12 protein-coding genes are annotated in these 14,339 nt (G+C 57.5%); 6 read left to right on the forward strand and 6 right to left on the reverse strand.

The features are described from left to right. Window positions 1-50: 50 nt before the first annotated feature. Together ACYAC5_RS08190 and treA are read right to left on the reverse strand one after the other, a co-directional pair. Window positions 51-2,150, reverse strand: a complete 2,100-nt coding sequence (locus ACYAC5_RS08190; RefSeq protein ID WP_192413609.1) for a TonB-dependent siderophore receptor — start codon at window positions 2,148-2,150, stop codon at window positions 51-53. Window positions 2,151-2,412: 262 nt separating this feature from the next. Beyond that, on the reverse strand, window positions 2,413-4,092 hold the full coding sequence (treA, locus tag ACYAC5_RS08195; protein ID WP_192413607.1) for an alpha,alpha-trehalase TreA: 1,680 nt from the start codon (window positions 4,090-4,092) through the stop codon (window positions 2,413-2,415). A gap of 207 nt (window positions 4,093-4,299) precedes the next feature. Between treA and ghrA the strand changes: the two genes are divergently transcribed. The 3 genes from ghrA to ACYAC5_RS08210 are packed head-to-tail and all read left to right on the forward strand — an operon-like array spanning window position 4,300 to window position 6,588. Continuing rightward, window positions 4,300-5,238, forward strand: coding sequence for a glyoxylate/hydroxypyruvate reductase GhrA (ghrA, locus tag ACYAC5_RS08200; protein WP_462062782.1), 939 nt, complete (start codon window positions 4,300-4,302; stop codon window positions 5,236-5,238). 24 nt (window positions 5,239-5,262) lie between these two features. Then, entirely contained in the window at window positions 5,263-6,000 is a 738-nt protein-coding gene (locus ACYAC5_RS08205; protein ID WP_137385589.1) for a phosphatase, read from the forward strand. Window positions 6,001-6,027: 27 nt separating this feature from the next. After that, a complete protein-coding gene (locus ACYAC5_RS08210) occupies window positions 6,028-6,588 on the forward strand; it encodes a TorD/DmsD family molecular chaperone (RefSeq protein ID WP_192413603.1) in 561 nt (186 codons plus the stop codon). A gap of 3 nt (window positions 6,589-6,591) precedes the next feature. Here ACYAC5_RS08210 and ACYAC5_RS08215 read toward each other — a convergent pair whose 3' ends face one another. Next, window positions 6,592-7,953 (reverse strand): CoA transferase, encoded by a 1,362-nt coding sequence (locus ACYAC5_RS08215; protein WP_192413601.1) that lies wholly within the window; start codon window positions 7,951-7,953, stop codon window positions 6,592-6,594. Window positions 7,954-7,999: 46 nt separating this feature from the next. Continuing rightward, complete coding sequence (locus tag ACYAC5_RS08220; protein ID WP_462062785.1) at window positions 8,000-8,884, reverse strand: DMT family transporter; 885 nt, start codon at window positions 8,882-8,884, stop codon at window positions 8,000-8,002. Window positions 8,885-9,074: 190 nt separating this feature from the next. Between ACYAC5_RS08220 and ACYAC5_RS08225 the strand changes: the two genes are divergently transcribed. Next, window positions 9,075-9,800: a glutamine amidotransferase gene (locus tag ACYAC5_RS08225; RefSeq protein WP_192234227.1), complete on the forward strand. Its 726-nt coding sequence runs from the start codon at window positions 9,075-9,077 to the stop codon at window positions 9,798-9,800. Here ACYAC5_RS08225 and ACYAC5_RS08230 read toward each other — a convergent pair. Next, complete coding sequence (locus ACYAC5_RS08230) at window positions 9,788-10,351, reverse strand: class I SAM-dependent methyltransferase (RefSeq protein ID WP_110865965.1); 564 nt, start codon at window positions 10,349-10,351, stop codon at window positions 9,788-9,790. The genes ACYAC5_RS08225 and ACYAC5_RS08230 overlap by 13 nt on opposite strands. Window positions 10,352-10,589: 238 nt before the next feature. On the opposite strand from ACYAC5_RS08230, the gene exaC reads away from it, so the two are divergent. Then, window positions 10,590-12,110 carry an acetaldehyde dehydrogenase ExaC gene (gene exaC / locus ACYAC5_RS08235; RefSeq protein WP_101760773.1) on the forward strand — a complete coding sequence of 507 codons (1,521 nt, stop codon included), beginning with the start codon at window positions 10,590-10,592 and terminating at the stop codon, window positions 12,108-12,110. 173 nt (window positions 12,111-12,283) lie between these two features. Beyond that, the gene (locus tag ACYAC5_RS08240; RefSeq protein ID WP_110865967.1) at window positions 12,284-12,496 is read left to right on the forward strand and encodes a hypothetical protein; all 213 of its coding nucleotides are present in this window, start codon (window positions 12,284-12,286) and stop codon (window positions 12,494-12,496) included. A 101-nt stretch (window positions 12,497-12,597) separates the two neighbouring features. Here ACYAC5_RS08240 and fumA read toward each other — a convergent pair whose 3' ends face one another. Continuing rightward, window positions 12,598-14,241 (reverse strand): class I fumarate hydratase FumA, encoded by a 1,644-nt coding sequence (gene fumA, locus ACYAC5_RS08245; protein WP_462062788.1) that lies wholly within the window; start codon window positions 14,239-14,241, stop codon window positions 12,598-12,600. Window positions 14,242-14,339 lie beyond the last annotated feature (98 nt).

Here is a 14,339-nt window from a genome sequence, read left to right on the forward strand (position 1 = left end):
TGATGAAATCCGCCATCTCGCATAAGGATGGCGGATTTTTTTATGCCTGATTAAAAGTCGTAGCCCACCGTGGCCATAACCGTGCGCTCGGCACCGCGATAGCAGTAACCGGTGCCGTAACAGGCGGCCAGATACGTCTTATCGGTCAGGTTGTTGGCATTCACCTGCAGCCAGGCGCCTTTCAGCTGTGAGTTCCATGCGCCAAGATCGGCGCGAACCGACGCATCAAACAGCGTAACCGATGGCAGACGCGTGGTGTTCTCGTTATCCGCCCACTGTTTGCCGATATAGCGCACACCCGTACCGGCGCTCAAGCCGTAGTCAAACTGATAATGTCCCCACAACGATGCCATGCTGTTCGGCGTCACATACGGTGTATGGCCATCGTTACCGTCCACCGAATCTTTAAAGCGCAGATGATTTAGCGTGTAGCCGGCGATGGTGCTAAAACGCGACGTCAGCTGATTACGCGCCTCAAGTTCAATGCCCTGCGAATGCACTTTGCCCGACGGCGTGTAAGTGCCGTCCAGCACGTTACGGTTGGCGACATCGTCCTGGGTCAAATCGTACACCGCGATTGAGTACATATCGCGCGTGCCCAGCGGCTGATATTTCACGCCCGCTTCATACTGCTCTGACGTAGTCGGTTTTAGCTGATTGCCGAAAGGATCGGTTAACGAAGCCGGCGTTATTGCCTGGCTCCAGCTGACATAAGGCGAGATGCCGTTCTCGAAGGCATATAGCAGCGCAGCGCGGCCGCTGATGTGATCGTCCTGACGACGGCTGGTGCCGTTTTCCGACACGATGCGATCGTAGCGTCCCGACAAATCCAGATGCCAGCGATCAAGCTGCAACTCATCCTGCAGATACAAACCGGTTTGATAGTAGCGGCGCGTCTGCGATGTCCAGTCGAAGTCCGGCATGATGCCCACTTCTTCGCCGTTCCACGCATTCAGCGCGCTGGCAGCACCGCTGGCTTTGGTGATGTCGTTTTTATAGCGATGGTATTCCGCGCCCAGCGTCACGCGATGCTGAACCGCGCCGGTAGCGAAATCAGCCTGCAAGCGGTTGTCGTTGGCCCACGCGCTCAGCGATGAACGCTCACCGGAGTAGTAGCGGTTCAGCAGGTCTGGATTCGTTGCGTTCCAGCCAATCTGATAAACCTGATCGAGCTCGGTATTGGAGTGGCTGTAGCTGCCGGTGGAGTACACCGACCACACATCGTTGAAGCGATGCGAGAAGTCATAGCTGTAAATCTGTTCGCGACGTTTGAACTGATCGAGCGCAGTGTCACCTTCATAGAAACTGTCACTCAATTTGCGGTCATTATGGCTATAGAGCGTGCCTTCCGCCGGTACCGAGCCGTGATAGCCGCCGGACGGATCTTTCTGCAGGTAGGCGCGCAGCACTAAGTTGGTATCTTCACTTGGCTGCCACATCAGCTGTGGCGAAATCGCATATTTCTCTTCGCGGGTGTGATCGTATTGGGTATCGCTGTTGCGCGTAATGCCGGTTACGCGAAATGCCCACTGATCGTTGATGGCGTTGGTGTAATCAAAGGCGGCGTTATTGGTGGCGTTGGTGCCGGTCGCCAGGCGGAAGTGGCCCTCTTCAGCAAACTGCGGGCGCTTGCTCACCATATTCACCAATCCGCCCGGCACCGTTTGGCCGTAGAGCGCCGAGGAGGGACCTTTAATCACATCGATGCGGTCGAGGAACCAGTTATCCACCTGCAGGATGTTGAAGCTGCCGCCGTCACTCATCACGCGCAGGCCATCGAGGAAGGTGTTATCGACATCGCCGCCGTGGAAACCTCGCAGCGCGATGGTGTCATAACGCGTGGCCGCGCCGCCAAAGTTGGTGAAGACGCCCGGCGTGTAACCGAGCGCCTGATTGAGATCCTGCGCGCCCTGATCTTCCATCTGCTGACGCGTCACCACCGAAATTGACTGCGGGGTAGTGATCAGCGGCTGATCGCTTTTGCTGGCACCGCTGCTGCGCGTGGCGAGATAGCCCTGCGTCGGCGAGGTGGCGCTCTCTTGCGGTTGCGCTGTCACGACAATCGACTCTTCAGCGAAGCTTGCCGCGGGTAAAGCCAGCGCAAGCGCGCACAGTACGCGGCCACGTTTAAGGGTAAACAACGAGGTCATGAGAGGTTCCTGTTATTTTAATGGGAATAGCTATCGATATCAGATTGAGAATTATTATCTTTTGTCGCGAATGTTTCAAGATGTGAGTTTGTTGCTAGAGGGATGTGAGGAAAATGCACAGATGACAGGCACGAGCCGTAGCGGCGCGATTTATCGCGCATTGCACTGGCGAAACCTTACCCAGGTTCGGGTCGCGCAATAAATTGCGCCGCTACAGTAATGTGCGGTTGCCGGGCTACTTCGCCCGGCAGAATAGAGGTAATTACTTCGCGCTACTTAAAACCGGCATATTCGGGATATCGCCAGCGTTATTACAGGTTTTGTCTTTCGGGCAGTACTTATCAAGCAGCTTCAGCGTCACACCGTTGGTCCAGCCGAAGCCGTCCTGCAGCGGATATTCACCGCCGCCACCGCCGCCCAGCTGCGCGCCTTCAACCACGTATTTCTCGACCAGCTTATGTTCCTTGTCGTAGGTCGCCTGAACGTTCTGCAGGAAGCGCTGACCAATCTGTTGCGCCAACTTCGGCTGCTTGTAATGCTCCAGACCTTCCACCGCCACCCATTGCAGCGGCGCCCAACCGTTTGGTGCATCCCATTGCTGGCCGTTATTCACCGTGGTGGTCACCAGTCCGCCGGGTTTCAGCAGCTGTTTTTCAACTGCGGAAGCGGTGCGTTCAGCTTGCTTATCGCTCGCGAGCTGCATATAGAGCGGGAATAGCGTCGCAGCGGTCAGCTGTGAATGCACCTGCTTCTTCTGGAAATCGTAATCGGCGTACCAGCCTTTTTTCTCATCCCACAGGTAGCGATTGATCGCCGCCTGACGTTTCTCAGCATCCGCCGCGAACTGTTTAGCTTTGTCATCCTGCTTATCCAGTTTGGCAGCTTTAGATAATGTCTGTTCGAGGTGGAAAATCAGGCTGTTGAGATCAACCGGTGCCAGCTGCGTGGTACGGATGGACGCCAGATTGTGCGCATCGGTGAACCAGCGCGAACTGAAATCCCAGCCCGAAGCCGCGCCCGCACGCAAGTCGCGATAAACCTGCTGTTTATTGCGTTCCGGCGCTTTATTCGCGGTGTTGACGTCATCCAGCCAGGATTCGGTACGCGGCGCATCGCGATCGTCCCAGTAACGGTTAAGCAGCGTGCCGTCGCTGAGTTTAATCACCCGTTTGCTGGCCTGGCCGGCCGCCACTTTGTCGCTGTCCGCCATCCAGTAATCGTACTCTTTCTGCAGCTGCGGCAGGTATTGGCGATAGACGTCGTCGCCTTTGTGCGTTGCCAGCAGGTCAACCATCAAGCTGAAGAACGGCGGCTGCGAGCGGCTGAGATAGTAGCTGCGGTTGCCGTTGGGAATATGACCATATTTATCCAGTTCGGTGGCGAAGTTATCCACCATATCCTGCACGCGATCCCAGTGTCCGCTCTCCGCCAGGCCGAGCATGGTGAAGTAGCTGTCCCAGTAATACACTTCGCGGAAGCGTCCGCCAGGCACCACATAAGGTTTGGGCAGCGGCAGCAGCGAATCGTACTGACTGGCACTTTGCGCGGTACGCGTCAGCACCGGCCATAAACCGTTGATGTGCTCACGCAGGCTTTGCCCGGCGGGCGGCACATATTTGTCACCCTCTTTTGGCAGCGTGAAGTTGCTGTCGACAAAATGCTTGAGATCGAAGTTGCGCTGGTTTTTTTGCATCTGCCAGTCGGCCAGAATCGACGAGGGATTGGATTTCGGCACCGCATCGGCGAAGGTTTTCTGATCCGGATAAAATTTAGCCTGTTGTACCGCATTGAACAACGGTCCCAGGCGCACATCCGGTGGCTGCGGTTGGTTGCTGAGCATGCGGCTTTGATCGTCGGCGTGTGCGGCGCTGGCACCGGCCAGCAACGCGGCGCTAAGTAAAAAGGTCAGACGCGCGGGCGTGAATACGGCATTTTTTATCATCGGTTTTTCTCCTTGTCCGAAAAGGTGGTGTGCTAACGCATTGACCACCCGAACAACTTTAGTCGTAATCGCGCCGCTTAGCCTCGCACAGCGGTGGAAATGTGAAGCGCCCGGAATTAATCACGTGAGAAATTGCCTCAAGGCTAAGGTTTTTGCTTGCCCTGTACGGCTATTTGCCTGAGGCTGAAGCAAAAAAAGGAGAGTCGTATGGAGATAATCTGGTATCACCCGTCGCTGGCGCCGCAAGGTTGGCTGGAGGGTTTGCGTCAGCGTTTGCCGGAGGCGCGCGTGCGTGACTGGCAGCCGGGCGACAACGCGCCGGCCGATTATGCGGTAGTGCGTTCTCCGCCGGTCGAGATGCTGGCGGGGCGTCAGCTGAAAGGCGTGTTTGCCATGGGCGCGGGCGTCGACGAGATTCTCAAACAGCTGCGTGACAATCCACAGATGCTGGCCCACACCGTGCCGTTATTCCGCCTGGAAGATACCGGCATGGCGCGCCAGATGCAGGAGTACGCCAACTGGTGCGTGCTGGGCTGGTTCCGCCGTTTTGCCGACTATCGTCAACTGCAGCAGCAGGCTTGCTGGCAGGAGCTGGACGGTTTCGATCGCGAAAACTTCACCATTGGCGTGCTCGGCGCGGGCGTATTAGGCCGTAGCGTGCTGGAGAGTTTGCGTCAGTGGGGCTTTCCGTTACGCAGCTGGAGCCGTTCGCCGAAGCAGATCGACGGTGTGCAAAGCTTTCATGGCCGCGAACAGCTCAATGCTTTCCTGGCGGGCACGCAGGTGCTGATCGATCTGCTGCCGACCACGCCGGAAACCACCAACCTGATTGATAGCCAGCTGCTTAACGCATTGCCGCACGGCGCCTGCTTCCTCAACCTGGCGCGCGGTGCGCATGTGGTAGAAGCCGATCTGCTGGCGGCGCTCAACAGCGGTCAGCTGGCCGCCGCCGCGCTGGATGTGTTCCAGCGCGAGCCGCTGCCGCAGGATCATCCGTTGTGGTCTCATCCGCATGTCACAATCACGCCACATACTGCGGCGATTACCTTGCCAGGCGAGGCGATGGATTACATTGCGGATGCCATACTTGCTCTGGAGCAAGGTCAACAGCCGGGTGGTTTAGTCGATCGCCAGCGCGGTTATTAATTCCCATTGGGTCAGGAGATGAAGATGTATCCCGTTGATTTACATATGCACACCGTTGCCAGCACGCACGCTTACAGTACGCTGCATGATTATGTGGCGCAGGCGAAACAGAACGGCCTGAAGCTGTTCGCGATTACCGATCACGGCCCGGATATGGCCGATGCGCCGCACTATTGGCATTTCGTCAACATGCGCATTTGGCCGCGCGTGATTGATGGTGTTGGCGTGCTGCGCGGTATCGAAGCCAATATCAAAAATCAGCAGGGCGAGATCGATTGCAGCGGCCCGATGCTGGATGCGCTGGACCTGATCGTCGCGGGCTTCCACGAACCGGTTTATGCGCCGCGTGACAAAGCACATCACACTGAAGCGATGATTGCGGCGATGGCGGGCGGTTTGGTGCATATCATTTCGCATCCGGGAAACCCGAAGTTCCCGGTAGATATTCGCGCAATTGCCGAAGCCGCCGCGCATTACGATGTGGCGCTGGAGATCAACAACTCCTCCTTTACCCATTCGCGTCCGGGCAGCGAACCGAACTGCCGTGCCATTGCCGAAGCGGTGCGCGATGCCGGTGGACGTCTGGCGTTTGGCTCCGATTCGCATACCGCGTTTACGCTGGGCAATTTCGAACACTGCCTGCGCATCACCAGCGAAGTGGATTTTCCCGAAGATCGCGTGTTAAATGTCACGCCGCGTCGCCTGCTCGACTTTCTCGCGTTGCGCACCGGCAAAACGATTCCCGAATTTGCTGATTTTTAACTTTTTTACCTCAAGGAATTCTGTTGCATGAATGAGTTTTCCATACTCTGCCGCGTCATTGGCTCGCTGTTTAATCGCCAGCCGCAGGATCCGCTGCTGGTGCCGCTGTTCACTCTGCTGCGTGAAGGCAAACTGCAACAGCAGTGGCCGCTGGAGCAGGACGAACTGTTGACGCGCCTGCAGCAGAATAGCGATCCGCAGGCGCTGGCCGCTGACTACAATGCGCTGTTTGTCGGCAGCGAGTGCAGCGTGCCGCCGTACGCATCACAATGGCCGAACGGTGTTGCTGAAGCAGACGTGCGTGCGTTTCTCAGCGCGCGCGGCATGCCGCTGAGCGAAGCGCCTGCCGATCACTTTGGCGTGCTGCTGCTGGCGGCATCCTGGCTGGAAGATCAGCCGGCAGAGGATGAATCTGCCGCGCAGCTGGCGCTGTTTGATGAGTATCTGCTGCCGTGGTGCGGCGCGTTCCTCGGCAAAGTGGAAGCGCATGCCACCACGGCGTTTTACCGCACGCTGGCGGCGTTGAGCCGTGAGGCAATGCAAGCGATGTACGACGAACTGAACGAAGAGCAGGGCGACGAGGCGTAATCGTTACCAGCTTGCTGCGCTGCTGCCAAGCTTCACGCCTGGCGTTGCGCAGATCATTGGCGTGCCGGGCAAATACGCTGCGGCACGCAATCTCTCCGCAATTCCCCACTGATTGATCTCTATCGCGCTCAGCGCGTCATCGTGCTGCGCGTAGATACCGTTTTGCGCATTCTGCGGCGCGTCACCGAACTGCTGCAACAGCCGCGCGGTGCGTGCCAGCGATAAGCGCGCCTGCCAGCCAACGCCGTTGGTCAAGCGCTGACGCAAACCTTCCAGCACCGCCGCGGCCATCAGATAACCGGTGGCGTGATCGAGCGCCTGCACCGGCAGCGGCGTCGGTTGATTATTGCCGCTCCAGCGCATGCCTTGTTCGGCGATGCCGCAGCCCATCTGTACCAGACTGTCGAAGCCGCGCCGGTTGCGCCATGGCCCGCTCCAGCCCCACGCATTGAGGCTGACATCCACCAGGCCCGGCGCGAGTTGGCGGCGCGTATCGGCATCCAGCCCGAGTTTTTCCAGCGCATCAGCACGATAACCGTGTACCAGCACATCGCTGTGCTGCAACAGCTGGCGCAGCTGCTCGCGCCCGGCACGGGATTTGATATCAAGCCGCGCACAGCGTTTGCCGCAGGTGATCTCCTCTTCCAGCGTGGGTTCGTGCCAGTCGGGCGGATCGATGCGCAGCACCTGCGCGCCGAGGCTGGCGAGAAAACGTGTCGCCACCGGTCCGGCAATGATGCGCGTGAGATCCAGTACGCGCACGCCGAGCAGCGGCCGCGCGGGCGACAGTAACCAGGCGGGCGGCGGGGCGGCGTCGGTGGCCTGTTGGGCAATCAGCGCTTCCTGCTGCACGGCGCTGCCTTGCGGATGCTGCAGCCATTGCGCTTCGCTGCGCATCTGCGCGGCGCAGCCGCCGGCATCAATCACCGCCTGTTCCAGCGTGGCGGCGGGCCAGCGGGCCACCGCATCGGCCAGCGCGGCACGATCGGCATGCTGGCCGAGCACGCGCTCCATCGCCGCACGATGATGAGCCGCGTTGGTGTGCAGGCGGATCCAGCCGTCGGCGCTGGCGTAATCACCGGCGAATTCATCCCACAGCGCAGCAGGCGGTCGATTGAGCGGGATCAGGCTGTGCTGAAACCAGCGCGAGGCGAGACGGACATTAACGCTGACCGGCGCGGATTGGCCGAGCAGATCGCTTAGCGCCTGGCTGGCGAGGCCGATGCTGGTGGCCGCCAATTCGCTGACGGCAAAGGCAGAGGAAAAAGTGTCGGGCTGGAGAAAAGTCGGCGAGGGAAGCGGGTCTGCGCCTCGCAATCCCTGCCACATTTGCTGCCACAGTGCGGCAGCACGTTGAGAATCCATGTTGAGTCTCCGGAAAACGCGCGAGACTCAAGCATAGCAGAGCGGATTAACGGCGGCGTAAGCGCGGGAAACGCGCGTGCATCCGCAGGTTACGCAGGTTGATCACCGCAATCGCGGTGCCCAGCACCACCAGTGACGCACCGAGGATCTTGAAGCTGTTCATGCTGTCACCCAAGACGAAAACGCCCATCAATACCGCCAGCACCGGCGTCAGCAGCGAATAGGGCATGATCAGGTTGACGTTGTATTTCTTCAGCAGCGCGTACCACAGCGTATAGGCAACAATCGACGAGGCGAGCGCGCTATAAAGAATGCCAAACCAGCCGCGCCAGCCGGCGTGGCTCAGCGCGTAAAACTGATGGGATTCGGTCAGCCACGAAGCGGCACCGACAATCGGCACCGCAAGGAAGGAGATCCAGCCGGTGAGCGTCAGCGGTTGTATCGGCGGCGATTTTTTCACAATCATATTGCTGATCGCCCAGCCAAACGCGCTGCACAACAGAATACACAGCACCCACCAGGCCGGAATGGTCGGACTGCCCGACAGCACCGCCACGCCGCTCAGTGAAATGGCGATACCAAACAGCTGCACCAGCCGCAATTTCTCTTTGAGAATCACCATCGCCAGCAGCATGGCAATCGGCGTACCGAGCTGAACCACGATGGCGCCGGTGCCGGCATCGGTGTAGCGCATGCCGACAAACAGCAGCGAGAAGTGCATAAAACCGAAGGTGAATGCCAGCGTCAACAGCCACGGCAGTTGCGCGCGCGTAATGCGGCAGAATGGCACCAGCACAATCGCTACCACCACAAAGCGCATCCAGGTGAGAAACAGCGGCGGAAGTTCCAGTAATCCCCACTTCACCGCCACGTTGTTGAAAGCCCAGATGGAAACCACCATCAGAACCGTTAAAAAATGCCGCACTGCCACGAGGTCTTCCTTCACGCTGTACAAAGATGATCACCGGCTAATGATGGCATGAAGGCGCGCACTTCGGGCATGTCGGGCAACATTTTTTTCGCTTAAGCATTAGCTTATGCAGGAAAAAAATAAGACATGTCGCTGATTTACTGTCAAAGTGGACGTCCGAAAGGCGACCATAACGAGGACCGTATTCGGCATGACACACACCCGCGCTTTACCTCTTGCTCTGATTCAACTCGAAGTCCCGCCGCCGCAGGTAGTGGCGCAAATTGGTGAACAACCGCGCTGGTTTATCGACGCGCTGCAACTGCAGCCCGATGACTATGTGATTGTGCGTCCGCATCTGGGCGATGATTTACCGGCCTTTGACCGCGTCAGTGGCGCGATCCTCAGCGGTTCCTGGGCGATGGTCACCGATCACGCTGACTGGAGCGAACGCACCGCCGCCTGGATTCGTGGCGCGCTGGAGGCGGAGCTGCCGCTGCTGGGCGTCTGTTACGGGCATCAACTGATGGCGTATGCGCTGGGTGGCAAAGTGGGTGATAACCCGCACGGATGGGAGCGTGGACTGAAACCGCTGACGCGCAATGCGCAGGCGCACAATGATCCCTGGCTGGCCGATCTACCGGGCGAGTTTCAGGCGTGGTTGTCACATCGGCAATCGGTGTTAACGCCGCCGCAGCATGCGCAGGTGCTGGCGAGCTCGGCGCAGGATGGTTGTCAGATTTTGCGTTATTCGCCGCAGGCGCTGTCGGTGCAGTTCCATCCGGAATTTACCCGCGAGATTATGACCGCCTGTTTACCGGCGGGCGTCAGTGACGATGACACGGTTCTTTCAGGCGAAGATTGGTCGCGCGAACTGTTGCGCAGCTTCTGGCTACAAACGCGGCCGCAGCCGCGCGCGCAGGCTCAGGGCGCGTAGTTGCGCGTGCAGCGATAAACCCACGCGGGTGGCATATTTTTCAGCACCCGCTGGCGTTCCCAGGTGAAGTAGCGTGACAAATTTGGCTGGGTGAACGAGGTGTATTGAAACTGCACGAATACGCCGCGTGGACCCAGCGCATCATGCACCGCACTGAGGATGTTATCGCGCGTGGCGGGCGGTAATGACAGCAGCGGCAGGCCAGAAAAAATCACATCATATTCTCCGGCGAGATATTCCGCCGAACAGGCGCGTACCTGCATGCGCGCATCAGGCAATCCACGCAGGCTTTTCACCAGTTCCGGGCTGATTTCAAACACATCAAGCTGTGCTTGCGGTGACATGCGCGCCAGCACGTGACGCGTGAGCACGCCATCTCCGGCACCCAGTTCGGCGATACGCAGGCTGTTATCCCAGTTCACCGCATCGCACATGGTGCGGCATAGCGCGGCTGAAGAGGGCGTGATGCTGCCCATTTTGCGCGGGTTGCGGATAAATTGCTGAACAAAGTTCGCTTTGGCACGCATTAACGTCAGGGCTGAAGCCAACATCTGTTTCTCCTGGTTAGTATCCTGCTTCATATTGACCACATATTTCGCCCATGTTCCGCTTTTTGCGGCATAAGCGGGAAAACTCGGAATTATCTGTAGCTGCCTACGCTCGCCACATTTCCTTCGGTGCGGTCACAGTTTCCCCTTTTACGATCTGACAGGCTGGCGTGGATCGCCCAATGTTAATAACAGGTTTCATAGTTGTTAATCGCCACTCTGTCCCGCAAGGAGAAACACCATGCGTTACGCTGCTCCGGGAGAACAAGGTTCTCTCATTACTCTGCAATCGCGTTATGGCAACTTTATCAACGGCGAATTTGTTGCGCCGGTGAACGGTAACTACTTCGTCAACACTTCACCGATCAATGCTTCTACCATTGGCGAGTTTCCCCGTTCGGACCGCGCCGATATCGATAACGCCGTGGCTGCCGCCCAGGCCGCTGCCGATGCGTGGGGCAAAACCTCGCCGCAGGCACGCTCGCTGGTGCTGCTGAAAATTGCCGATCGGCTGGAAGAGAATCTGGAATATATCGCGGTCAACGAAACCTGGGATAACGGTAAGCCGGTACGCGAAACGCTGGCGGCGGATCTGCCGCTGGCGGTCGATCACTTCCGCTATTTTGCTGGCTGCGTGCGTGCGCAGGAAGGCACCGCCGCTGAAATCGATGAGTTCACCGCCGCCTATCACTTCCACGAACCGCTGGGCGTGGTCGGGCAAATCATTCCGTGGAACTTCCCGCTGCTGATGGCGGCATGGAAACTGGCGCCGGCGCTTGGCGCAGGTAACTGCGTGGTGTTGAAACCGGCCGAGCAAACGCCGCTTTCGATTACGCTGTTTATGGACGTGATCAAAGATCTGCTGCCGCCGGGTGTGATCAACGTGGTACATGGTTACGGCAAAGAGGCAGGCGAAGCGCTGGCATCCCATCCGGGCATCGCCAAAATCGCCTTCACCGGATCCACTGCCACCGGCGGCCATATTCTGGAGTTGGCGGCGAAAAGCCTGATCCCGTCCACCGTTGAATTGGGCGGCAAGTCACCGAACATCTTCTTTGAAGACATCATGGATGCCGAAGAGAGTTTCATTGAGAAAGCGGCAGAAGGCGTGGTGCTGGGCTTCCTTAATCAGGGTGAAGTTTGTACCTGTCCGTCGCGCGCGCTGGTGCAGGAATCGATTTTTGAGCCGTTTATGGCGGCGGTGATGAAGCGCATCAAAACCATTAAACGAGGCGATCCGCTGGATACCGAAACCATGATTGGCGCGCAGGCGTCGCAGCAGCAGTTCGACAAAATCCTCTCTTATCTGGAAATTGCGCAGCAAGAGGGCGCGCAGGTGCTGCACGGCGGCGGCGTAGAGAAAGTGGGCGAAGAGTTTGCCAGCGGCTACTACATTCAGCCGACACTGCTCAAAGGGAATAACAGCATGCGCGTGTTCCAGGAGGAGATATTTGGCCCGGTGGTTGGTGTGCTGACCTTTAAAGATGAAGCGGAAGCGCTGGCAATCGCCAATGATTCGATTTACGGACTTGGCGCGGGCGTCTGGACGCGCGACATCAATCGCGCCTATCGCATGGGCCGCGCCATTAAAGCCGGTCGCGTGTGGACTAACTGTTATCACCTCTATCCGGCGCACGCGGCGTTTGGCGGCTATAAGAAATCGGGTATTGGTCGCGAAACCCACAAAATGATGCTCGATCATTATCAGCAAACGAAAAACCTGCTGGTGAGTTACAGCACGCAACCGCTGGGTTTCTTCTGATTGAATACGGCGGCGGGGCAATCTCGCTGCCTTTTCATCTCTTCGTCATCTTGCCGCTGCAGGATATTCACTTCGCCAGAATTTTCTGATCAAGGTGGCATCTTTAAGCCAGGTCTTGTGTGTTTAAAGGAGGCGATTGGGCAGAATAGCCCACCTATTTTCAAGGAGATTTCATGAACACGTTGTATAACTACCTGGAACAGCATGATGAGATGCTGGACGGTGTGGAGCAAAATATTATTACCGTTAACCTGCCTGGGCGTCAGGCGGTGTATGTGATTGGCCAAAACGATGCTGACCTGCTGCTGGAAGTAAAAGCGCGCGAAATCGCCACGGCACAACGCATGGAAACATTGCGTCAACTGGAGAGCCAATTCCGTTTTTAACCTTTCTGTTTTGCCTCATTCGATGATCAATTCGTCAGAAATATCGCAATAAAAAAGCCGCTATCACAAGATAACGGCTTTTTTGTGGTGCGATGCGCAGATTACTTCACGCAGGCGGCACAGTTATTGTGAATCTGCTGGAAGAAGTCATTTCCTTTGTCATCCACCAAAATGAATGCCGGGAAGTTTTCCACTTCAATCTTCCAGATCGCTTCCATGCCGAGTTCGGCATACTCCACGCATTCCAGACTCTTAATACTCTGCTGTGCCAGCACCGCAGCCGGGCCGCCGATGCTGCCCAGATAGAAGCCGCCGTGTTTTTGACACGCATCGGTAACCTGTTTGCTACGGTTGCCCTTCGCCAGCATCACCATGCTGCCGCCATTGGCCTGCAGCAGATCAACATAGGAATCCATACGACCTGCAGTGGTTGGGCCGAGTGAACCGGAGGCATAACCTTCTGGCGTCTTCGCTGGACCCGCGTAATAGACCGGATGGTCCTTGATGTACTGCGGCAGGCCTTCGCCGTTATCGATGCGCTCTTTCAGCTTGGCGTGCGCAATGTCGCGCGCCACGATAATGGTGCCGTTAAGCGACAAGCGGGTTGAGACCGGATAAGCCGACAGCAGCGCCAGAATTTCGCTCATCGGCTGGTTGAGATCGACATGCACCACTTCGCCTTCACCCTGCTGACGCAGCGCTTCCGGAATATAGCGGCCTGGATTGTCTTCCAACTTCTCAATCCAGATGCCTTCACGGTTGATCTTGGCCTTGATATTTCGGTCTGCGGAACATGACACGCCCATACCCACCGGGCAGGATGCGCCGTGACGCGGCAGACGCACCACGCGGATATCATGCGCAAAATATTTACCGCCAAACTGCGCGCCGAGGCCAAGCTCCTGCGAGGCTTTCAGCAGTTCTTCTTCCAGCTGAATGTCGCGGAACGCCTGACCATGCTCGTTGCCTTCAGTCGGCAGCGAATCGTAATAGTGGGTTGAGGCCAGTTTGACGGTTTTCAGCGTGGCTTCGGCTGAAGTCCCGCCAATCACAAACGCGATATGGTACGGCGGACAGGCCGCGGTACCCAGCGACATCATTTTATCGATCAGGTAGTTCTTCAATTTAGCGGGCGTAATCAGCGCTTTGGTTTCCTGATACAGATAGGTTTTGTTGGCGGAACCGCCACCTTTGGCAATGCACAGGAATTTGTATTCGTCGCCATCAACGCTGTAGAGGTCGATCTGCGCCGGCAGGTTGGTGCCGGTATTCACCTCTTTATACATATCCAGCGCGGCATTCTGTGAATAGCGCAGGTTATCTTCAATAAAGGTGTTGTAAACGCCTTGCGACAGCGCGGCTTCATCGCCGCCACCGGTCCAGACACGCTGGCCTTTTTTGCCCATGATGATGGCGGTGCCAGTATCCTGACAGGTTGGCAGCACGCCTTTGGCGGCAATTTCGGAGTTGCGCAGGAACTGCAGGGCGACGTATTTGTCGTTCTTGCTGGCTTCATCGTCGGCAAGAATGGACGCGACCTGCGCCTGATGCGAGGCGCGCAGCATGAAGGAAGCATCGTGGAATGCCTGCTTCGCCAGCAGCGTCAGCGCTTTGGGATCGACTTTCAGGACTTCTTCGCCATCGAAGTTGGCCACCGAGACGTAATCGCGGCTCAGCAGATAGTATTCGGTATCATCTTTGGCGAGAGGAAAGGGATTCTGATAATAGAAGGGTTTGTTCGACATGTTGGCTCACTTAGCTTCGTGTGGCCCGCCAGCATGACGGGCGACAAATTAGGCAGTCTGTTATTCGATTTTCTCTCGCCAGCCCTCCGCAGGGGCTG

It is taken from the genome of Pantoea sp. y20, assembly GCF_054903455.1.